The following is a 20,187-nucleotide window of genomic DNA, read 5'->3' on the forward strand; positions in this document are numbered from 1 at the left end:
TTTGGCTGCGTCAGCGTCGCCGTTTGCTGCCTCCCAGCAGGGAGCCGAGCACCCCGCGTACCAGTTGGCGCCCCACTTCGTTGCCTATGGTGCGGGCCACGCTCTTGGCGGCGGTCTGTACCACGCCGTCATGCTGGCCACCACGGGGGCCGGTGCGGCCAAACAACATCTCGTTCAGGGCATCGAGCAGCCCGCCTTCCCCGCTGGATGACGGCTCGCTGCCTTGCTCGCTTGTGGTTGTCACCTTGTCCCCGTTGAGACGCTCGAAGGCGGATTCGCGATCCTCCGGCGTCTCGTAGCGGCCATGCAGCAATGAGCCATGGATCAGGTTCTGTCGCTCTGCCTCGCTCAGGGGCCCGATCCGGCTGGCAGGCGGGGCAATAAAAGCGCGCTCCACCACCCCGGGGCGCCCCTTCTCGTCGAGCAGGGAGATGAGTGCCTCGCCGACCCCGAGTTCGGTGATGACGCCGGCCGCATCGAAGGCCGGGTTGGCGCGCAGGGTGTTGGCGGCGATCCGCACCGCCTTCTGATCGCTCGGGGTAAAGGCGCGCAGGGCGTGCTGCACCCGGTTGCCAAGTTGCCCCAGCACGCTGTCGGGAATGTCGGCCGGACTCTGGGTGACGAAGTAGACGCCCACCCCTTTGGAGCGGATGAGCCGCACCACCAGCTCGATCTTCTCCAGCAGCGCCCTGGGGGCATCGTTGAACAAGAGGTGAGCCTCATCGAAGAAAAAGACCAGCACCGGCTTGTCCGGATCGCCCACTTCCGGCAACTGCTCGAACAGCTCCGAGAGCAGCCAGAGCAGGAAGCAGGCATAGAGGCGGCTGGAGTGGGTCAGCTTGCCCGCCGCCAGCACATTGATATGACTGTGACCCGCTTCGTTGGTCTGCAGCAGATCCTGAATGTCCAGCATGGGTTCGCCGAAGAAATGATCGCCACCGGCGCTCTCCAGGGTGAGCAGGTTGCGCAAAATGGCCCCGATGGAGGCGGTGGAGACGTTGCCGTAACGAGTAGTGAGGGATTTGGCATTCTCCCCGGCAAACTGAACCATGGCTCGCAAGTCCTTGAGATCCAGCAGCAACAGCCCCTCGTCGTCTGCCACCTTGAACACCAGCTCCAGCACCCCGCTCTGGGTATCGTTGAGACCGAGCAGGCGGGAGAGCAGCAAAGGCCCCATGTCGGAGATGGTGGCCCGCACCGGGTGTCCCTGCTCGGCAAAGAGATCCCAGAACAGGGTCGGGCTCGCGGCAAAGTTGGGGGCTGGAATGCCGAGTTGCGTCAGCCTGGCATCCAGCTTGGCCGAGCCAGTACCGGCGGCGCCAAGGCCGCTCAAATCCCCCTTTACATCGGCGAGAAACACCGGTACCCCGAGGCGGGAGAAGCCCTCCGCCAGCACTTGCAGGGTGACCGTCTTGCCGGTGCCGGTTGCCCCCGTGATGAGACCGTGGCGATTGGCCATGGCGGGCAGCAGGGTGAGGGGCTTGCCATCGGCATAGGCCAGGATCAGCGGGTCGGCCATGGTGGCCTCCTTGTTTCGGATTGTGTGCAGGAAACAACGGCTTACAAGGAGTGTGGCGGGAGAGTCAGATGAAGGCAAGACGGGCCATGGCGACCCGTCTTCGGCACGGAATAACGGCGGTTTGTGCTAGCGCTGAGCCAACTTTTGTTTCAGTTGCAGTGCCAGCAGGGTCAGCAGGCCCCCGAGCAGGGCGGTGATGATGGCCAGCAGCAGGCTGCCGAGCAGGAAGGGAGGGACCAGGGTGGCAGCCTCCTGCTCCAGCCAGTGAAGTGTCCAGGTGAGGTGGAAGGGCTCCGGCGGCTGGCTTAGCACCAGACAGCCGGTGCGATAGGCGTAAAGATACATGAAGGGCAGGGTCAACGGATTGTTGAACCAGACTGCCAGCAGGGCCAGCGGCAGATTGAGGCGAAAGGCCAGTGCCAGCGCGACGGCGATCAGCGAATGCATGGGGATGGGAAACCAGCAGGCAAAGATGCCTGCGGCCACGGCGCCGGCGAGGGCCCGGGGCTGGGTCTGCCATAGCGCCGGGTTGAGCAGGCGCTCACCAAACAGGGCAAACCACTTCTGCTGGCGCAGGGTGTCCGGGTTTATCTTGAGGCGTTCAAGCCAGCCGCTCAGCATGCTCGCGCCACCTTGCGTTTTTGCCACTGGCGCACCGTGCTGATCCGCCAGAAGGTGCGGATCAGGGCATAACCAATCAGGGAGCTCAGCAGTGCCAGCACCAGGGAGCCCAGCAGCAGCGGCGGGGCCACGGTTTCAAAGACCGAGACCAGCCAGGCCCAGGTGAATTCGATGTCGATGGGTTGGGCGTGCTGACCCAGCAATTGGCAGCCGGTCAGGTAGGCGCCATAAAACAGTGGCGGCATGGTAATGGGATTGGAGAGCCAGACCAGCGCCACCGAGAGGGGCAGGTTGACCCGAAACAGGATGGCGCCCCCGGCGGCCAGCAGCATCTGGCAGGGGAGGGGCACCCAGGCCATGAAGAGGCCCACCGCAAAGGCCCCCGCGGCGGAGCGCCGATTGAGATGCCAGAGGTTGGCATCGAGCAGCAGCTTGCCAAACAGGCGCAAGTGCTTGTGTTCTTTCAGGCTTTGCTGATCGGGCATCCAGCGCTGTATGAGTCGTTTGGGCATATCGTAACCTTGCTAAATACTTGCTCCATGGATCTGCGTCTGTTGTCGTTTGCCCTGGGGGCAAGCTCCTCACTGCTCTGGCCATGGTTACCTTCACTCGCATGGGGGGGACTCTTGCTGTCCCTGCTGCTTCCCCTTGCATATTATCGAGCCTGGCGGCTGCTGTTTCTCCTGTTCGGCATCCTCTGGATGCAGGCCAATCTGTCGTATCGACTGGCCTGGCTGAACCTGCTGGGAGATCAGGCGAGCCACATCATAACCGCACAGCTGAAAAGTGCAGAGCCCGAGGGCGATAAATTTGTGCGCCTGCAGCTGCAGGTGGAACAACTCGACGGCCAATCGCTCTGGCCCGCGCCTCTGGTGAGAGTCAATGCCTACCAGGCGCTGCCTGCGTTGACAACAGGCAGCCGGCTGACCCTGGTCAGCTCCCTCAAACCGGCACACGGGCTTGCCAACGAGGCGGGGATGGACGGTCGTCGCCTGCTGCTGGGCAAGGGGATCACCGCCACCGGCAACTTGCGCCGGATCATCGACATTCAGCCGGTGCCACCGGGTTGGCGCGAACGCTGGCTGGCGGCGGCCGAGGCAAGCTGGCGCCCGCTCACCCATGGCCCCCTGCTGGCGGCGCTCACCTTTGGCGAGCAAGGCGGGATTACGGATGAGCAGTGGACCCTGTTTCGCGGCAGCGGCATCACTCACATCATCGCCATCTCGGGTCAGCACATTGCCCTGGTGGCCGTGCTGGGCTGGTGGCTTGGCCGCCTGTTCGGGCTGCGTGGCGCCATCCTCACGTCATTGCTGTTTGCGGCGACTTACAGCTGGCTGGCGGGCTTTGCTGTGGCAACCGAGCGGGCACTCATCATGGTGCTGGTGTGGAGTCTGCTACGTTGGTGCCGGCGGGAGTGGCCCGCCTATCGCATCTGGTTGTGGGCCTTTGTGGTGCTGGTATTGTGGGATCCCTTCGCCCTCTACTCGGCGGGGTTCTGGCTCTCGTTTCTGGCGGTGGCCATCTTGCTGCTGGTCGGCTATTGCCATGCCCGCCCCGGGCTTTGGCAGATCCAGCTTTGGTTGCTGCTCGGTCTGTTACCCCTGCAGTTGGCGCTGTTCGAGGGCATAGCGCCGCTGGCCATGGTGATCAACCTGCTGGCGGTGCCGCTCTTTTGCATCGCCATCATACCGCTGGCCCTGATCGGGGTGCTGCTTGCGCCGCTTGCTGCCCCATTGGCTTACGGGCTGTTCTGGCTGGCGGATCTTGGGCTCGAGTGGGTGCTGAGTCTGCTGGCCTGGCTGGCGGCCCGGTTGCAACTGTGGTGGCCGCTGCCCCACTGGTGGTTGCCCCTGTGCTCTCTGCTGCTCTTGCTCTGGGCGGGTTGGCGATGGCCACCGGCCCGCTGGCTCTGGTTGCCTGGCGTACTGGCCATGGCGCTTGCACTCTGGCCCACCGAGGCGCGCTGGCAGCTGAGGGTGCTGGACGTGGGACAGGGGTTGGCGGTGCTGATCAGCAAGGGGGATCGGGCCATCCTCTATGACACCGGCGATCGCTACCCGGGCGGTTACAACATGGCGGACGCGGTGATCCTGCCCCAGCTGAGCCGGCTCGGGATCCGGGTCATCGATCGCCTTATCCTCAGCCACAAGGACAGGGATCATGCCGGCAACCGCCAGCGATTGCTCACCACCCTGATGGTACGTGGCGAGCTCTCTTCCCATCGGTTCGACGAACGAACGTCGCTTTGCCAGCGGGGGCAGCAGTGGCGCTGGCAGGGGCTCGATTTCTCTGTGCTCTGGCCCGAACATCCCGGGGGCGGGCGCAACAACGATGGCTGCGTGGTGCGTATCCGCGACGGGCACACCAGCGTGCTGCTGAGCGCGGACATCGAACGCCAGGCTGAGCAGCGGCTGGTAGCGCTGGAAGGGGAGGGGCTTGCCAGCACCCTGCTGGTGAGTCCGCACCATGGCAGCCGCACCTCTTCCACGCCGCCCTTTGTCGCGGTGGTCGCTCCTCGCTACGTCGTGCACAGCGCAGGCTTCATGAACCAATGGAGGTTTCCCCGCCCCGAAGTGGTGGCGCGCTATCGGGCCGCCCGCCAGTGGGTTACGGGGCTGCATGGTGCCATCCTGATCCAGCCTGAGGGAGAAGGCTTGATGGTCAGTGCCGAGCGCAGCCGGGGCCCTTGGTATCGGCGTGATGGCGCCTGGTGGCGACCCGGGCTCTGGCCTGCGCCCTGATCCGCTTTTTATCGTGCCAGGCCCTTTATCGAGATGGGGATGCTTGGTGGAAGCCCAAGCTTTGGCTAGAATAGCCCGTCATTTCCATTACTAACGGCTATTCATGCAACAAGAAACCTCACAAGAGAGCTGGCCAGTATTCAAACGCCTGCTCGGCTATGTTCGAGATCGCAAGCTGGGCCTCATTGGCGGCATCATCGGCATGCTGGGTTATGCCGCGGTCGATACCACCTTCGTCTACTCCATCAAGCCGCTTATCGATCAGGGGATCAATGGCAACGATGCCACCGTGCTGAAATGGATGCCCTTCTTCGTGCTCGGCATCGTCGCCCTGCGCGGTCTCGCCAACTTTCTCTCCAACTACTGCATGGCCTGGGTCGGCAACCACGTAGTAATGCGACTGCAGCAGCAGGTGTTCAACCACATGGTGGCGATGCCGATGAGCTTCTTCGACCGGCAGAACACCGGTCATCTGCTCTCCAAAGTGACCTATGATGCGAGCCAGGTCTCCTCGGCCGCGAGTACCACCTTGGTGACCCTGGTGCGGGAAGGGGCGACCGTCATTGGCCTGCTCGGCCTGATGTTCTATCACTCCTGGCAGCTGTCGGTGATCTTCCTGGTGGTGGGGCCGCTGGTGGGCATCATCATCGGCCTCATCAGCCGTCGTTTTCGCAAGATCAGCCGCCATATCCAGCAGGCGGTCGGAGACATCACCACCTCCACCGAGCAGATGCTCAAGGGGCATAAAGAGGTGCTGATGTTCGGTGGCCAGAAGGTAGAGGAGAAACGCTTCTTCCAGGTCAGCAACAACATGCGCCAGCAGACCATGAAGATGGTGGCGGCGGATGCCATCGGCAGCCCCATCGTCCAGATGGTTGCCTCCATCGCCCTGGCCGCCTTCCTCTATGTGGCGACTATCGACAGCGTGCGCAGCGAGCTGACTGCCGGTACCTTTACCGTCATGATCACCTCCATGATGATGCTGCTCAAGCCGCTGAAAAGCCTGACCGACGTCAACAACCAGTTCCAGCGCGCCATCACCGCCTGCCACAGCCTGTTTGGCCTGCTCGATACCGAGCCGGAGCAGGATACCGGCACCCGTACTCTGGAGCGTGCCCGCGGCGAAATCGAGTTTCGCAACGTCACCTTTACCTATCCGACCAAGGACACTCCGGCGCTGCACAACGTCAGCTTCAAGGTGGAGGCGGGTAAATCCGTGGCCCTGGTGGGGCGCTCCGGCTCCGGCAAGAGCACCATTGCCAGCCTGCTGACCCGCTTCTATGACATCGAGCAGGGGGAGATCCTGCTGGACGGCATCAACATCCGCGAGTACCAACTGAGCGAGCTGCGCAAGCAGTACGCCCTGGTCTCCCAGCATGTCCACCTGTTCAACGATTCGGTGGCCAACAACATCGCCTACGCGGCGGAGGACCGCTACAGCAGCGACGAGATCCGCCAGGCGGCCCGCATCGCTCACGCCGACGAGTTTGTCAGCAAGATGCCGCAAGGTTACGACACTGTGGTCGGTGAGAACGGTGCGTCCCTCTCCGGCGGCCAGCGTCAGCGTATCGCCATCGCCCGCGCCCTGTTGCGCGATGCTCCGGTATTGCTGCTGGACGAAGCGACCTCGGCGCTGGATACCGAATCCGAGCGCCATATCCAGGCCGCCATCGACGAGCTATGCAAGGCGCGTACTTCCCTGGTGATCGCCCACCGCCTCTCCACCATCGAGAAGGCGGACGAGATCCTGGTGATCGACGAGGGTCATATCGTCGAGCGCGGCAACCACGATGCCCTGATGGCCCAGCAAGGCACCTATGCCCAGCTGCGCGCCATCCAGTTTGGCAACCAGGCTGCGGGTCACAAGGAGTGATGGAGCAACTCTGGTATGGCAAAAGCGGTTGGCGCTGGTGGCTGGCTCCTTTTGCCCTGCTGTTTGCCATCATCAGCGGTGCCCGCCGCTACGCCTACCGACGTGGCTGGCGCAAGGCCTATCGGGCCGGCGTTCCCGTCATCGTGGTGGGCAATATCTCTGTGGGGGGCAACGGCAAGACCCCGGTGGTGATCTGGCTGGTGGAACAGTTGCAGGCGCGCGGTTACAAGCCAGGGGTGGTGAGTCGCGGTTATGGCGGCAAGGCGCCCCATTACCCCTACCGGCTTGATGCTGCCAGCACCACGGCGCAGGCTGGCGATGAGCCTGTCCTGATTGCCCGGCGCTGCGGCTGCCCCGTGGTGGTGGCCCCCAAGCGGGCCGATGCGGTCAGGCTGCTCGAGCAAAGCGGCGAGGTGGACATCATCATCACCGACGATGGCCTGCAGCACTATGCGCTGGCCCGCGACATCGAGCTGGTGGTGGTGGATGGCGCGCGCCGATTTGGCAATCGCTGCCTGCTGCCCATGGGGCCGCTGCGCGAACCGGTGACTCGCTTGAAGCGTGTGGATGCCATCATCTGCAATGGTGGCGAGCCGGCCAAAGGGGAGTATCCCATGAGCCTGATCGCCGATGGGCCGAGACGGGTGTGCGACGATGCCCCGCTTGCCGACCCTCTGCCGCGCGCCGTGGATGCCCTTGCGGGGATCGGCCATCCTCCCCGTTTCTTTGCGACCCTGACCGGGCTTGGCTATGAGCTGCAGCAAAGCGTCGGCTATGCGGATCACCATCCGTTTGATCGCGATGAACTTGTCGCCCGTTTTGGCCAACGCCCCCTGTTGATGACGGAAAAAGATGCGGTCAAGTGCCGCCCGTTTGCCCGGGACAACTGGTGGTATCTGCCAGTCAGCGCCCAACTGCCCGCCTCCTTGCTGGACACCTTGTTGCAAAAGCTGGCTCAGGCCAAGTCGGCCACTGTCGCTGCTGCCGGCGCCAGAGAATAAACGGCAGGCTTGCTCTGCCCCTGAAGGGATTATCACCTTGTCCGGCATCTTCCCTTGCCGGGCAAGGCGCTTGCTCGACACATTGTTTGCCGGGCCTATCTGCTCGACATTGTTGAAGGAGTATCGTTTTGGCATTGGATATCAAATTGCTCGACATCATCGCTTGCCCTGTCTGCAAGGGGAAACTGCAATACAACAAGGCTGTCCATGAGCTGGTCTGTCGCTTCGACAAGCTGGCTTATCCGCTGGAGGAGGGGATCCCCGTGCTGCTGGAAAACCGCGCCCGTCCCCTCAACAGCGACGAGCTGCCATCATGAGCTTCGTGGTAGTGATCCCTGCCCGCTACGCCTCGACCCGCTTGCCGGGCAAGCCGCTGGCGGATATCCATGGCAAGCCCATGGTGCAACATGTGGTGGAGAAGGCGCTGCAATCCGGCGCCGAGCGGGTGATCGTCGCCACCGATGACGAGCGGGTGGCACAGGCGCTGGCACCTGTCGCGGCAGGCATGGGCGCCGAAGTGTGCATGACATCACCGGATCATCAGTCCGGTACCGAGCGCCTCGCCGAGGTGTGCCGTCACTACGGTTTTGCTGCCGATACCATCATCGTCAACGTTCAGGGGGATGAGCCGCTCATCCCGCCCACCATCATCCGTCAGGTGGCTGATAACCTGGCCGCTGCGACGGCGCCGATGGCGACCCTCTCCGTGCCCATCCAGGATGCGGAGGAGGCATTCAACCCCAATGCGGTCAAGGTGGTCACCGACAAGGATGGCTACGCCCTCTACTTCAGCCGGGCCAGCATTCCCTGGGATCGGGACCGTTTTGCCCAAAGCCACGAGCAGATTGGCCCGCACTATCAGCGCCACATCGGCATCTACGCCTATCGCGCCGGTTTCATCCAGCGTTATGTGGACTGGGCGCCGAGTGCACTGGAGCAGGTAGAAGCGCTGGAGCAGCTGCGGGTGCTCTGGTACGGCGAGAAGATCCACGTCGCCCAGGCCCTCGAGGCGCCGCCGGTCGGGGTGGATACCCCGGCGGATCTGGAGAAGGTGCGTGCTTTCCTGGCCAGCTGAATGCATTGCCAGCAAAATGGAAAAACGGTGTCGCGAGACACCGTTTTTTGTTTTGATTATTTATATAATTATTTGATTTAAAACGCCATTAATGCACATTCTCAAACTTTTGGCCTGCGTAGTTTGCCAAAGCGACGAGTTTGGTTATGATGCAAGACGCCCTGTTAACCCTAACCGGGCGGCAATAACGAGATAAGAACGGGGTGTTTGGGTGATAAATGTATTCCTGGTCGATGATCATGAGCTGGTGCGTACAGGGATAAGACGCATTCTGGAAGATGTACGCGGGATCAAGGTGGTGGGCGAGGCACAGAGCGGGGAAACCGCGGTGGCATTTTGTCGTCAGCACCATCCGGATGTGATCCTGATGGACATGAACATGCCGGGTATTGGCGGCCTGGAGGCGACCCGCAAGATCCTGCGGATCCGCCCCGATGTGCGCATCATAGTGCTGACCATTCATTCAGAAAATCCGTTCCCCACCAAGGTGATGCAGGCGGGGGCCGCCGGTTATCTGACCAAGGGGGCCGCACCTGACGAGATGATCCAGGCGATCCGGCTGGTGCACTCGGGCCAGCGCTACATCTCCCCGGAGATCGCCCAGCAGATGGCCCTCAGCCAGTTTGCCTCGGCGGACGAGAACCCCTTCAAGTCCCTCTCTGAGCGGGAGCTGCAGATCATGATGATGATCACCAAGGGGCAGAAGGTGACCGATATCTCCGAACAGCTGAATCTGAGCCCGAAGACGGTCAACAGCTACCGCTACCGGCTGTTCAGCAAGCTGGGCATCAATGGCGATGTGGAGCTGACCCATCTGGCCATTCGCTACGGCATGCTGGATGCCGATACCCTGTAACCGGGTCATGTGTGGTCACAAAGGCGGCGTGTGCCGCCTTTTTGCTTTTTGCCACCCTGGCGCAGTATGCTCTCCCCGTTGATGTTCACTGCACCTGTTTTCGCCCCTTTGTATTGAGTCGAGTCACCGATGTCCCTATCTTCCGAGCCCCTCTTTGACAGCAAGGCCTTCTTGCGCGCAGTGACCCACCAGAGCGGCGTATATCGCATGTACGACAGCGGTGGCACCGTCATCTATGTGGGCAAAGCCAAGGATCTGAAAAAGCGGCTTGCCTCCTACTTTCGGGCCAACGTCGACAGCATCAAGACCCGCACCTTGGTGCGCCAGATCGCCGATATTCAGGTGACGGTGACCCACACCGAGACCGAGGCACTGATCCTCGAGCACAACCTCATCAAGCAGTATCAGCCGCGCTACAACGTGCTGCTGCGCGATGACAAATCCTATCCCTGGATCATCATCACCGCTCATCAGCACCCGCGCATCGGGGTTCATCGTGGAGCCCGCAAGGTGAAGGGGGACTATTTCGGTCCTTACCCCTCCGGCGGCGCGGTGCGCGAGAGCCTGCACCTGATGCAGAAGATTTTTCCGGTACGCCAGTGCGAAGATGCCGTCTATGCCAACCGCACCCGTCCCTGCCTGCTCTACCAACTCAAACGCTGCGCCGGACCCTGTGTGCCCGGACTGGTGAGTGAGGCCGAATATGCCCAGCAGGTGGAGCTGGCCAAATTGTTTTTGGCGGGCAAGAACCAGCAAGTGATAGGCGAGCTGGTAGGCAAGATGGAGTCCGCCAGCGGCGATCTGCGCTTTGAAGAGGCCGCCCGCTACCGGGATCAGATCCAGGCGCTGCGCCGGGTCACCGAGCAGCAGTCAGTGAGCGGCAACGTGCTGGACGAGCTCGATGTGGTGGGGGTCGCCTTCGAGCAGGGCTCGGCCTGTATCCACGTGCTCTTCATCCGTCAGGGCAAGGTGCTGGGCTCGCGCAGTTATTTCCCCAAGGTGCCGGGGGATACGCCGCAAGAGGAAGTGGTGCAGGCCTTCTTGCTGCAGTTTTATCTGTCGGGGCAGGGGGGACGGCAGATCCCGAGCGAGGTACTGCTGGATGTAGCCCTAGAGGACGAGGCGCTGATCGCCGAGACCTTAAGCCAGACTGCTGGCTACAAGGTGCGAGTGGTGAGCCGTACCCGCGCCGAGCGGGCCCGATTTATCAAGCTGGCCGCCATCAATGCCGAAACGGCCCTGCGCTCGCGTCTGGCCCACAAGAGCACCATCACTGCCCGCTTCAGCCAGCTGGAGGAGCTGCTGGAGCTGGAGGCCCCCATCGCCCGCATGGAGTGCTTCGATATTTCTCACACCATGGGGGAGCGCACCGTCGCTTCTTGTGTGGTATTCAACCGGGAGGGGCCCCTCTCTTCCGAATATCGCCGCTTCAATATCGACGGCATCACGGGTGGGGATGACTATGCCGCCATGGAGCAGGCGCTGGAGCGCCGCTTTGGCAAGCCTCAGGAGCCGGACAAGGTGCCAGACATCCTGTTTATCGACGGTGGCCTCGGCCAGTTGCGCCGCGCCGAGGAGATCCTGGCCCGCCAGCTGGAGTTTCTTGGTGGCAAATACCCCTTGCTGGTGGGTATCGCCAAGGGGGTGACCCGCAAGGCAGGGCTGGAGACCCTGATCATGGGAGAGAGCCACGAAGAGCTGCACTTGCCGGCGGATATGCCTGCCCTGCATCTCATCCAGCATATTCGCGATGAATCCCACCGTTTTGCCATCACGGGACACCGTGCCCGGCGCGCCAAGGCTCGCACCAGCAGCAGCTTGGAGGATATTCCCGGCGTCGGGCCCAAGCGCCGTCAGGCGCTGCTCAAATACCTGGGGGGGTTGCAGGAGGTGAAACGGGCGAGCGTTGATGAGCTGGCCAAGGTGCCCGGCATCAGCCAGGAGCTGGCCCAGACCATTCATGATGGCTTGCATTCAGCCTGAGCCTTGAATGAAGCCGCTTATTCGACGGGGCCGACAGCCGGGGAAAATCGCTAACTCCTTGATGCACAAGAGCCGTGACGAAGAGGGGGCGTAAATGCCATAATGACCCCGCATTTCGTGAAGATTGCTGGGTTAACAAGACCAGGACGGGCGCCGCCGCGGTTGCATCGCAAATCGGCTTTGGCGCACTATGTAGCGACGTACAAGAAGTGGCTGAAAATAATGACAAACATACCTAACCTGTTGACGTTTTTCCGGATTTTGCTCATCCCCGTCTTCGTCATCATGTTCTATCTTCCCTACCAGTGGTCCTATCTGGCTGCGGCCATCGTCTTCATCCTGGCGGCCGCCACCGACTGGTTTGATGGTTACCTCGCCCGCAAGCTCAATCAGTCCACTGCCTTTGGTGCTTTTCTCGATCCGGTCGCCGACAAGATCATGGTTGCCGCTGCCCTGGTGGTGATTGTCGAGCACTACAACACTATCTGGGTGACCATCCCCGCCATGACCATGATTGGTCGGGAGATCATCATCTCCGCCCTGCGTGAATGGATGGCGGAGCTGGGCAAACGTTCTGCCGTCGCGGTCAGCTGGATTGGCAAGTGGAAGACCATGATCCAGATGGTGTCGCTCACCGGCCTTATCTGGCAGTACAACGTCTGGATGGTGTGGCTCGCCTATGTGCTGCTCTATGTCGCCACCGTGCTTACCTTCTGGTCCATGTTCCAATACATGAAGGCCGCCTGGGGCGATCTGACCCATCACTCCAGATTTTGAGCCGGTGAGATGGAATGTGCGCTTTCTGGCAATTTGATGGAAGAAATTGGCAAAGGCGCTAAAACTGCTCAAAAAGGGCAAAAAATGCCCGAACGATCAGTTAATTAAATATTTCTGGTTGACTGAGCGAGGAACATCGCTAGAATGCGTCTTCGTAGTCAGGCAGTCAGCCGGACCAATGCGGGAATAGCTCAGTTGGTAGAGCACGACCTTGCCAAGGTCGGGGTCGCGAGTTCGAGTCTCGTTTCCCGCTCCAAATTCAGACAATAGAGAGTCCTCTCTCTTTTGCATGGCGCGTTAGCAAAGCGGTTATGCAGCGGATTGCAAATCCGTTTAGTCCGGTTCGACTCCGGAACGTGCCTCCATATTGACAAGCCCGCGGCGCGGACTTGATACCGATTGCGGTGCCCGAGTGGTGAAATCGGTAGACACAAGGGATTTAAAATCCCTCGACGTTCGCGTCGTGCCGGTTCGATTCCGGCCTCGGGCACCATTAAAATCAAAGACTTACGAAGGCCACTAGCGATAGTGGCCTTTTTGTTTTTTCCCGTGTCCACGTTTGGTCCACACGGAATTTTCCTAACCTACTTCCGGCAGATCTTCGAGCGTCACGTCGAGGTTGATGTTGTTGCAACATGTATCCAACCTTCATGGTCTAAGACGATGTGGTTTTTTGTTCTCTCAAGCCATATCAGGCAACCTCATGACATACCTTGAGGGTATTTAGTGTGTACTGGGGGAAATACCCCAAACCGATGCCAAGCCTTGACCACTCAGCTCTGGCGCTACCTCTTTGCTTTCTCCTACATGTGAAAAGTCTCCCATGCTGATGCAGGAGATGCTCCATCCGATATCGTTGCCACAGGTAAAATTACAAAATGGTGTGAGAAGGAACTGTGTTTGCCGGTCGATAAATTAGGCATGTACGGTCCGTCTGAAGTATCGCTATGGCGTTAAGGATACTCAGCTCGCACCCAAATGTTTCTCTCTCAAAATAGCTAGGTGAAAACGAGCTGAGGCACGATGCCTTCTGGCTGAAGGGGAAGATGAGTGGTCTAATCATCCCATTACTTCCCTGAAACCATGACATGGTTCACATAATGTGTTTTGGTTATAGCCTACGATGCCAGCTAGCGAATGCTAGTCAGTGGTTTGTATTTTGTGAGGAATACAATATGTCACTTTTAGTGAAGGATAGATTTGTAGACCGTCATTGACCCGACTTTACCGACTGCGGAGTAGTCGCTCACTTCAGTAATCTATTAATACTGCTCAAGTACGAGAGTTTTTTTCCAGATCACATACAGCGACAGTTTTTCTGTTGCCTTTTCCGCTATCCTTCCCTTTTATTATGCCTATTCGTTGTCATTCCTCACAGAGGCATAACCATGATCTTGATTAAACAAAATCAAGATATTACTTCCCCCTTGAAAAATGATGGCAATCTGTCAGTTCGACTGATTGAGGCTGCATATAAAGTTATCGATAAGGTTTCAGTAATTGTTGGACTGGTAAAATTCGAGGGGTTATTTTTCAGAAGATATCGAAAAGGGAACCAGATTTATATTTCAGGTTGCACAGAGAGATTGAATTTATCAAGACAGCGGATTGTTTCTTTACTAAAACGAATGGAGAGAAGGAGCTGGGTTAAACAAAAGGAGATTTTTCATTGTGCCATAAGAGGATTTCATAAGCATTCTTAACTGCTTAACAAAGGAACCATGATCTCCTCTAAGGGAAAAAAGATGCCAATTTTTTTACAGTGAAGGAGGATTGAAAAATGTCATCAGAACATCCCGGAGAGCTAAACATCTGCTTAAAGTGGGTATCTATGTCATTGGTTTCTCTTTTCCAGTGGTACCCATAGGACAGGTCCGCATCCGTATATCGGCTGCTCACGGTCGTGACTAGTTGGACAAGACCATCACGGCCTTCATTAGAATCGGCGATGAAATGGGGAATATCTGAATTTTTCCTTATCCTTATGGAGTAACATGATGAAAGCACTAAGTAAACTAAAGCCTGAGCAAGGTATTTGGATTGTGGACGCGCCCAAGCCTGAAATGGGCCATAACGATTTGCTGATAAAAATCCGCAAGACGGCTATCTGTGGTACCGATGTACATATTTACAACTGGGACGACTGGTCTCAAAAAACCATCCCAGTTCCCATGATTGTAGGACATGAGTATGTCGGCGAAGTAGTAGATATAGGTCAGGAAGTTCGTGGCTTCAATATTGGTGACCGCGTTTCAGGAGAAGGACATATCACTTGCGGCCACTGCCGCAATTGTCGCGGAGGTCATCCCCATTTATGCCGAAACACCATCGGAGTTGGAGTTAATAGAGAAGGAGCCTTTGCGGAATATCTGGTGATCCCTGCCTTCAATGCCTTTAAGATTCCTGATGATATCAGTGATGATTTGGCCGCTATATTTGATCCCTTTGGTAATGCTGTTCACACGGCTTTGTCATTCGATCTGGTGGGGGAAGATGTACTGATTACTGGCGCAGGTCCTATCGGTATTATGGCTGCCGCGGTTTGCCGTCATGTTGGTGCACGCCACGTGGTCATTACGGATATCAACGACTATCGTCTAGAACTGGCTGATAAACTGGGTGCCACCCGTACTGTCAATATCAACAAAGAGCGACTCGAAGACGTGATGGTCGAGCTTGGTATGACAGAAGGGTTTGATGTTGGGTTGGAGATGTCCGGTGTTTCCTCGGCTTTCCATTCCATGCTGGATACCATGAATCACGGTGGAAAAATCGCCATGTTGGGTATCCCCAGCGGGGGGATGGCTATTGACTGGAATCAAGTGATTTTCAAAGGCCTGGTGCTCAAAGGTATTTACGGCCGTGAGATGTTTGAAACCTGGTACAAAATGGCGAGTTTGATTCAATCAGGATTGGATATTTATCCCATCATCACTCACCACTATAAAGTGGAGGACTTCCTGCAGGGTTTTGATGTCATGCGTTTAGGCCGTTCAGGCAAGGTTATTTTAAATTGGAGTTAATAGCATGAGTAAAGTTTAAATGCACCTGTATCATAGGTGCATTTAAACTTTTGGCGATATTTTTGTTGGCCATTTGAAAGTCAAGCTCGTGTCGTCATATTTATATCAAGAAATACACTCTTCATTGTAGCATGTGAAGTGGGTAAGGAGGTGGGGTATGCAATCGCTTAAAATAATCATTGATACATTAAATGTTTTTTTATGGGATTATTTTTTGGTAATCGTTCTTTGTAGTGTAGGGATATATTACACGGTCAGACTTAGATTTATCCAAGTGTTACGCTTTAAACAAGGGATTTTATTATTGCTGCGAGGTGTTTCTCTTTCTGGAGAAAAGGCGGGTAAGGCAGGGATGAGCTCTTTTCAGGCAATTGCAACTGCAGTTGCTGGACAGGTCGGGACGGGGAACTTGGCGGGACCTGCTACCGCAATTATCGCGGGGGGGCCAGGGGCTATATTCTGGATGTGGATATCTTCTCTTCTTGGAATGTCTACTATATATGCTGAAGCCATCCTTGCTCAAAAATATAAATCTACTGATCGTAATGGGCAGGTAGTTGGAGGTCCTGCATATTATATTGAGCAAGGATTGAACAAAAAATGGTTGGCGGTTACATTTGCCATTCTCAATATTTTGGCACTAGGGTTAGTTGGGAATATGGTTCAGTCTAATTCCATTGCCAACGCTTTTCATAATTCTTTTGGCGTCAGCACATGGGTTGTCGGAATATGTATTGCCATTCTGGTCTCATTGGTGGTGGTTGGTGGCCTGCATTATATAGCTGCTCTCAATGAAAAACTTATTCCAATAATGGCATCTCTTTACATCACGGGTGCAGTTATTACGCTAATAGTCAATTACCAATATGTTTCACAAGCATTCTATTTAATATTTGTTGCTGCATTTTCCCCTCAGGCTGCATTCGGGGGAGCAATAGGTATATCTATCCAACAGGCTGCTCGTTTTGGGATTGCTCGAGGATTATTTTCTAATGAAGCTGGTATGGGCTCCACACCACATGCCCATGCTGTGGCAAAGGTAAAAATCCAGAGGATCAAGGATTAATGGCCATGATGGGGGTTTTCACTGTTTGCCTCATCGTGACACTGACGGGTTTGGTTATCATTACTACCGGTTTGAGCTCACTTAATAAAGAAGGGCTTCCTTTATCAGAACTTCTTTCCTTCATAGGTGAAAAAGGAACCGGTATCACAGTTACACAAAATGCCTATGAACAAACGTTTGGTTACTGGGGAAATATTTTCATATCTATTTCACTGCTGTTTTTTGCATTCTCAACCATTATTGGATGGTATTATTATGCGGAGACAAATGTTCGTTATTTATGCAGTTCAGCACGCTGGTTAAGGTGTTTGAAAATTTTGGTGATATTATGTGTCTTTGGTGCTTCGTTATTTAACGTGGATTTGGTCTGGAACATGGCTGATGCTTTTAATGGGTTGATGGTTATACCTAATATAATTGCGCTATTAATTCTATCGCCTATAGTTATTGAATACACTAAAAAACATGTTTATCGATAATGATGGGAGTACCAACTGATTGAACAGTAGTAAAGTTAAAAATTGATGAGTATGTACTGATAACCGGTGTTGTTGCCTGAGTCAGCCATCAAAAAATAATATCTCCTGCCCCGAATGACAGTTAATATTGGAGCTTTCTAACAAGTAGAACAAGGACGTTCAGTTTGTTTATCGGATGCATATACGTATACGCGATAACTTCCCTCACTTGGTCGTTGCATTTTTGTAGAGAAACTTTTCTGGTTCTCATCTATTTGAATTCAAATATTGCTTTCTCCGCCAGTGGACGACTGCGCTACCATGGACATTTTCCAAAGAGACTTCCAGCACGACGATATCTTGGGTCGCGGGATCAACGACCAGAGAGTAACTTGTGCCAGCGTCGCGGCTTCTCGGCACCGTGTGTTTTCTGAGCTTCCACTCGCTCTGACCACACACCTTGAGCCCGGTCAAGTAGGATAGCCAGGCTGGGGATTTCTCTTGGGCTGGCTGATTACAGACCACCTTCATCGTGCGAACCCGTTTGCTGACGCTGCCATAATGGACAGAGGCGCACTCATCTGTTCGAACAGGGAGTCGAGTACTGTTTGGTCTGCTCACAGGAAATGATTAAAAATGTCCCTGAGCATTGGGAGACGACAAGTTGGCTGTGGTCCTGTCGTTCGTGATGCTTGGATGTCATGATAATTATCCCAGTACAAGAAAAACGATATAAGCGATAGGTGATATAGGACAAATAGAGCTAGATAAACTCTTTTGACAGTGATGTAGATCGCAAAACGGGTTACCGCAATGACCTATTTTGTTTTTCGTGCCAGAGGTTACTGAACTTAATCATCTATTTTAATCACGCCTTTGGGGAGTGTGTTATGTTGTTTACGTTGGTTGATAGCATTATCCGACTTTATCATTGACTCCTCACATTATGCTGCGGTGCAGCATGTCATCTAACTCTTCCTCAGCGGAATAGTTACGTCTTTATTTTATTAGCTCCATTATTTTCTACTATTCATCTCTCACTTTTGAGTTGTGCCGTTCTACGCCCGGTTCAGGGGCGTTTTTACCTTGATGCTGGAGGGACGCTTTGCCATGGGTAATGATGCGTATGATGTGATTATTATCGGTGGTGGCCCGGGCGGGTTAAGTGCTGCTATTTATTCAGCACGCGCCAGATTAAAAACGCTGGTGGTGGAGGAAAAACGAAAACCAGGAGGGCAGTGTTCAACAACCGCTACTCTGGAAAATTATTCAGGAGTAATTAAAGTAGGTGGTTCGGAGTTAATGGATAATTTTACCGAACACGCCCGTCATTTTGGCACCGAGTTTATTCAGGGGCGCGTCCAATCCCTGAAGCTGAATGAAGATGGGTTGCAGAAAACGGTGCAATTAACAGATGGGAATGTGTTAACGGCGAAAAGCGTCGTCATTGCCACTGGCACGCGTCCCCGAGTATTGGGGATCCCCGGCGAGAAAGAGTTTGCCGGGCGTGGCGTCTCTTACTGCGCAACCTGCGACGCCGATTTTTACACCGATCTTGATGTTGTCGTGGTGGGCTCCGGCAATACGGCGGTTGAGGAGTCTGTCTTTCTTACTCGTTACGTTAACTCGCTGATGATGATTGTGATCCACGATGAAGGTCACCTTGATGCCGACCGGATCGTGTGTGAACAGGCTTATGCCAACGAGAAAATTACCTTCCTCTGGAACAGTACGGTAATGGCGATTACCGGTGATGATCTGGTCGACGCCGTCGAAGTAAAAAACGTTAAAACCGGGGAATGTTCGCAGATTGCGACCAACGGTGTCTTTATGTTTGTCGGCACAGTGCCGCAGACTGACTGGTTGTCGCCGCTCAAAGAGGCGCTACCACTGACAAGGGCGGGCTATATCGATGTTAACGCACAGCAGGAAACGCGTTTGCCCGGTGTATTTGCCGTCGGTGATGTCTGCAATAAATTCCTTCGCCAGGTGGTTACCGCTGCGGGCGAGGGGGCATCCGCTGCCGTCGCCGCGAGCCAGTATCTCGAACAAGAAACCTTCTGGCAGCAGCATGTGCTGAGCAGCCCATTCAAAATACTGGTGCTGTTCTGGTCGCCGACGGTGCCGCAGAGCGTGCAGATGATGATGCAGCTTGAGCATGACATCGACAATCATCCTGACTGGCGATTGGTTCCGGTCGATTCCTACAAAAATCAAAGATTAGCGATGCGTTATGGCGTGACTGAGCTGCCTACGCTGTTGTGCTTGCACCAAGGTGAAGAGTTCCGACGACGCATCGTACAGCCAGATGAATTGCTAACTACTGCCATTTTTGCGGAGTGATCCCCCATGATTGAACTCAATAAAGACAACTTTGACGACATGGTCGCGCAGGGCATCGTGCTGGTTGATTTCTGGAGCGAAAACTGCGAGCGCTGTAAAGAGCTGATGCCGGATATCCATCAGCTTGCCGATGCGTATCGCGGACAGGTGACTTTCTGTAGCTTGAATATTCAGGGCAATCGTCGGTTGGCGATGGCGCAAAAAGTGATGGGATTGCCCTCTATTGTCATCTGGCAAAACGGCGAGCGGACGATCCACCTGAGTGGAGAAGATCTGGATAGTGAACAAATTCGTCAGGCGCTGGAAACCTTGCTGCATGGCACTGCATAAAAATTTTATTACCAAAGGAGAGCGTTATGGATCTGAGTAGTAAAAAAGTCATCCTCCTCGGCGATCGGGATGGTGTACCTGGCCCGGCGATAGAAGCGTGCGTGCGTTCCACAGGTGCAGAAGTGGTGTTCAGCACAACCGAGTGTTTTGTCTGAACAAGTGCCGGAGCGATGGATCTGGAAAATCAGCGCCGCATTCTCACATTGTCAGAAACATATCCGCCGCAGGAACTGATTGTGATCCTGGGGGGAGCAGAGGCAGAAGCATCTGGGCTGGCATGTGAAACAGTGACTAACGGTGACCCGACTTTTGCAGGTCCTCTGGCCGGAGTTCAGTTAGGACTCCAGTGTTATCACATTGTTGAAGATGAAGTGAAGCAAGCCGTTGATGCAGAAGTGTATCAGCAGCAGGTTGGCATGATGGAGATGGTACTTGATGTCGACGCTATTGCCAGGGAGGTGCGCCACTATCGGGAAACATACTGTCATTACCTGGATCAGTGAGTGACTTTCCAGCCAGCT

General features: G+C 55.8%; 15 protein-coding genes, 3 tRNA genes and 1 pseudogene. 16 read left to right on the forward strand and 3 right to left on the reverse strand.

The annotated features are described in order from the left end of the window. Positions 1–10 precede the first annotated feature (10 nt). From ACB034_RS00900 to ACB034_RS00910, 3 genes are all read right to left on the reverse strand, one after another. Positions 11–1,519 carry a helicase HerA-like domain-containing protein gene (locus tag ACB034_RS00900; RefSeq protein ID WP_371171838.1) on the reverse strand — a complete coding sequence of 503 codons (1,509 nt, stop codon included), beginning with the start codon at positions 1,517–1,519 and terminating at the stop codon, positions 11–13. A 126-nt stretch (positions 1,520–1,645) separates the two neighbouring features. Further along, positions 1,646–2,140 (reverse strand): DUF2062 domain-containing protein, encoded by a 495-nt coding sequence (locus tag ACB034_RS00905; protein ID WP_042069848.1) that lies wholly within the window; start codon positions 2,138–2,140, stop codon positions 1,646–1,648. Further along, entirely contained in the window at positions 2,134–2,652 is a 519-nt protein-coding gene (locus ACB034_RS00910) for a DUF2062 domain-containing protein (protein WP_026457808.1), read from the reverse strand. Before ACB034_RS00910 ends, ACB034_RS00905 begins: the two co-directional genes overlap by 7 nt. A 27-nt stretch (positions 2,653–2,679) precedes the next feature. Here ACB034_RS00910 and ACB034_RS00915 point away from each other — a divergent pair, with 27 nt between their 5' ends. The 16 genes and pseudogenes from ACB034_RS00915 (at position 2,680) to grdA (ending at position 20,169) form a co-directional block, all read left to right on the forward strand. Continuing rightward, positions 2,680–4,881: a DNA internalization-related competence protein ComEC/Rec2 gene (locus ACB034_RS00915; protein WP_371171839.1), complete on the forward strand. Its 2,202-nt coding sequence runs from the start codon at positions 2,680–2,682 to the stop codon at positions 4,879–4,881. 103 nt (positions 4,882–4,984) lie between these two features. Continuing rightward, positions 4,985–6,754 carry a lipid A ABC transporter ATP-binding protein/permease MsbA gene (msbA, locus tag ACB034_RS00920; RefSeq protein ID WP_042028667.1) on the forward strand — a complete coding sequence of 590 codons (1,770 nt, stop codon included), beginning with the start codon at positions 4,985–4,987 and terminating at the stop codon, positions 6,752–6,754. After that, on the forward strand, positions 6,751–7,755 hold the full coding sequence (lpxK, locus tag ACB034_RS00925) for a tetraacyldisaccharide 4'-kinase (RefSeq protein WP_042069845.1): 1,005 nt from the start codon (positions 6,751–6,753) through the stop codon (positions 7,753–7,755). The genes msbA and lpxK overlap by 4 nt, the downstream gene beginning before the upstream one ends. Before the next feature lie 128 nt (positions 7,756–7,883). Continuing rightward, positions 7,884–8,072: a Trm112 family protein gene (locus tag ACB034_RS00930; protein WP_026457119.1), complete on the forward strand. Its 189-nt coding sequence runs from the start codon at positions 7,884–7,886 to the stop codon at positions 8,070–8,072. Further along, the gene (gene kdsB / locus ACB034_RS00935) at positions 8,069–8,830 is read left to right on the forward strand and encodes a 3-deoxy-manno-octulosonate cytidylyltransferase (RefSeq protein WP_371171840.1); all 762 of its coding nucleotides are present in this window, start codon (positions 8,069–8,071) and stop codon (positions 8,828–8,830) included. The genes ACB034_RS00930 and kdsB overlap by 4 nt, the downstream gene beginning before the upstream one ends. 211 nt (positions 8,831–9,041) lie before the next feature. Beyond that, positions 9,042–9,686, forward strand: coding sequence for a UvrY/SirA/GacA family response regulator transcription factor (gene uvrY, locus ACB034_RS00940; protein ID WP_026457117.1), 645 nt, complete (start codon positions 9,042–9,044; stop codon positions 9,684–9,686). A gap of 129 nt (positions 9,687–9,815) precedes the next feature. Beyond that, positions 9,816–11,669 carry an excinuclease ABC subunit UvrC gene (gene uvrC / locus ACB034_RS00945; protein ID WP_042069841.1) on the forward strand — a complete coding sequence of 618 codons (1,854 nt, stop codon included), beginning with the start codon at positions 9,816–9,818 and terminating at the stop codon, positions 11,667–11,669. Between the two features lie 222 nt (positions 11,670–11,891). Continuing rightward, a complete protein-coding gene (gene pgsA, locus ACB034_RS00950) occupies positions 11,892–12,446 on the forward strand; it encodes a CDP-diacylglycerol--glycerol-3-phosphate 3-phosphatidyltransferase (RefSeq protein WP_026457115.1) in 555 nt (184 codons plus the stop codon). 180 nt (positions 12,447–12,626) lie between these two features. Further along, positions 12,627–12,702: transfer RNA gene (locus tag ACB034_RS00955), tRNA-Gly, on the forward strand. A gap of 35 nt (positions 12,703–12,737) precedes the next feature. Beyond that, positions 12,738–12,811: transfer RNA gene (locus ACB034_RS00960), tRNA-Cys, on the forward strand. A gap of 41 nt (positions 12,812–12,852) precedes the next feature. Beyond that, positions 12,853–12,939 (forward strand) — tRNA-Leu (locus ACB034_RS00965). 1,504 nt (positions 12,940–14,443) lie between these two features. Beyond that, positions 14,444–15,469, forward strand: coding sequence for an L-threonine 3-dehydrogenase (gene tdh, locus ACB034_RS00970; protein ID WP_371172058.1), 1,026 nt, complete (start codon positions 14,444–14,446; stop codon positions 15,467–15,469). 157 nt (positions 15,470–15,626) lie between these two features. Then, positions 15,627–17,014 (forward strand): annotated as a pseudogene (locus tag ACB034_RS00975) (alanine/glycine:cation symporter family protein). Between the two features lie 1,089 nt (positions 17,015–18,103). Beyond that, on the forward strand, positions 18,104–19,336 hold the full coding sequence (locus ACB034_RS00980; RefSeq protein ID WP_371171841.1) for an FAD-dependent oxidoreductase: 1,233 nt from the start codon (positions 18,104–18,106) through the stop codon (positions 19,334–19,336). Between the two features lie 6 nt (positions 19,337–19,342). Continuing rightward, positions 19,343–19,666, forward strand: a complete 324-nt coding sequence (locus ACB034_RS00985; RefSeq protein ID WP_223378117.1) for a co-chaperone YbbN — start codon at positions 19,343–19,345, stop codon at positions 19,664–19,666. A gap of 26 nt (positions 19,667–19,692) precedes the next feature. Further along, a complete protein-coding gene (gene grdA / locus ACB034_RS00990) occupies positions 19,693–20,169 on the forward strand; it encodes a glycine/sarcosine/betaine reductase complex selenoprotein A (protein ID WP_082043357.1) in 477 nt (158 codons plus the stop codon). The last annotated feature ends 18 nt before the right edge of the window (positions 20,170–20,187 follow it).

It is taken from the genome of Aeromonas sp. S18(2024), from assembly GCF_041402525.1.
GTDB lineage: Bacteria > Pseudomonadota > Gammaproteobacteria > Enterobacterales > Aeromonadaceae > Aeromonas > Aeromonas enteropelogenes.

Excerpts from the sequence above, each read along its gene's own strand:
- ACB034_RS00900 (WP_371171838.1), bottom strand. The coding sequence starts at position 1,519 with ATGGCCGACCCGCTGATCCTGGCCTATGCCGATGGCAAGCCCCTCACC.
- ACB034_RS00905 (WP_042069848.1), bottom strand. The coding sequence starts at position 2,140 with ATGCTGAGCGGCTGGCTTGAACGCCTCAAGATAAACCCGGACACCCTG.
- ACB034_RS00910 (WP_026457808.1), bottom strand. The coding sequence starts at position 2,652 with ATGCCCAAACGACTCATACAGCGCTGGATGCCCGATCAGCAAAGCCTG.
- ACB034_RS00915 (WP_371171839.1), top strand. The coding sequence starts at position 2,680 with ATGGATCTGCGTCTGTTGTCGTTTGCCCTGGGGGCAAGCTCCTCACTG.
- msbA (WP_042028667.1), top strand. The coding sequence starts at position 4,985 with ATGCAACAAGAAACCTCACAAGAGAGCTGGCCAGTATTCAAACGCCTG.
- kdsB (WP_371171840.1), top strand. The coding sequence starts at position 8,069 with ATGAGCTTCGTGGTAGTGATCCCTGCCCGCTACGCCTCGACCCGCTTG.
- uvrC (WP_042069841.1), top strand. The coding sequence starts at position 9,816 with ATGTCCCTATCTTCCGAGCCCCTCTTTGACAGCAAGGCCTTCTTGCGC.
- pgsA (WP_026457115.1), top strand. The coding sequence starts at position 11,892 with ATGACAAACATACCTAACCTGTTGACGTTTTTCCGGATTTTGCTCATC.
- tdh (WP_371172058.1), top strand. The coding sequence starts at position 14,444 with ATGAAAGCACTAAGTAAACTAAAGCCTGAGCAAGGTATTTGGATTGTG.
- ACB034_RS00980 (WP_371171841.1), top strand. The coding sequence starts at position 18,104 with ATGGGTAATGATGCGTATGATGTGATTATTATCGGTGGTGGCCCGGGC.
- ACB034_RS00985 (WP_223378117.1), top strand. The coding sequence starts at position 19,343 with ATGATTGAACTCAATAAAGACAACTTTGACGACATGGTCGCGCAGGGC.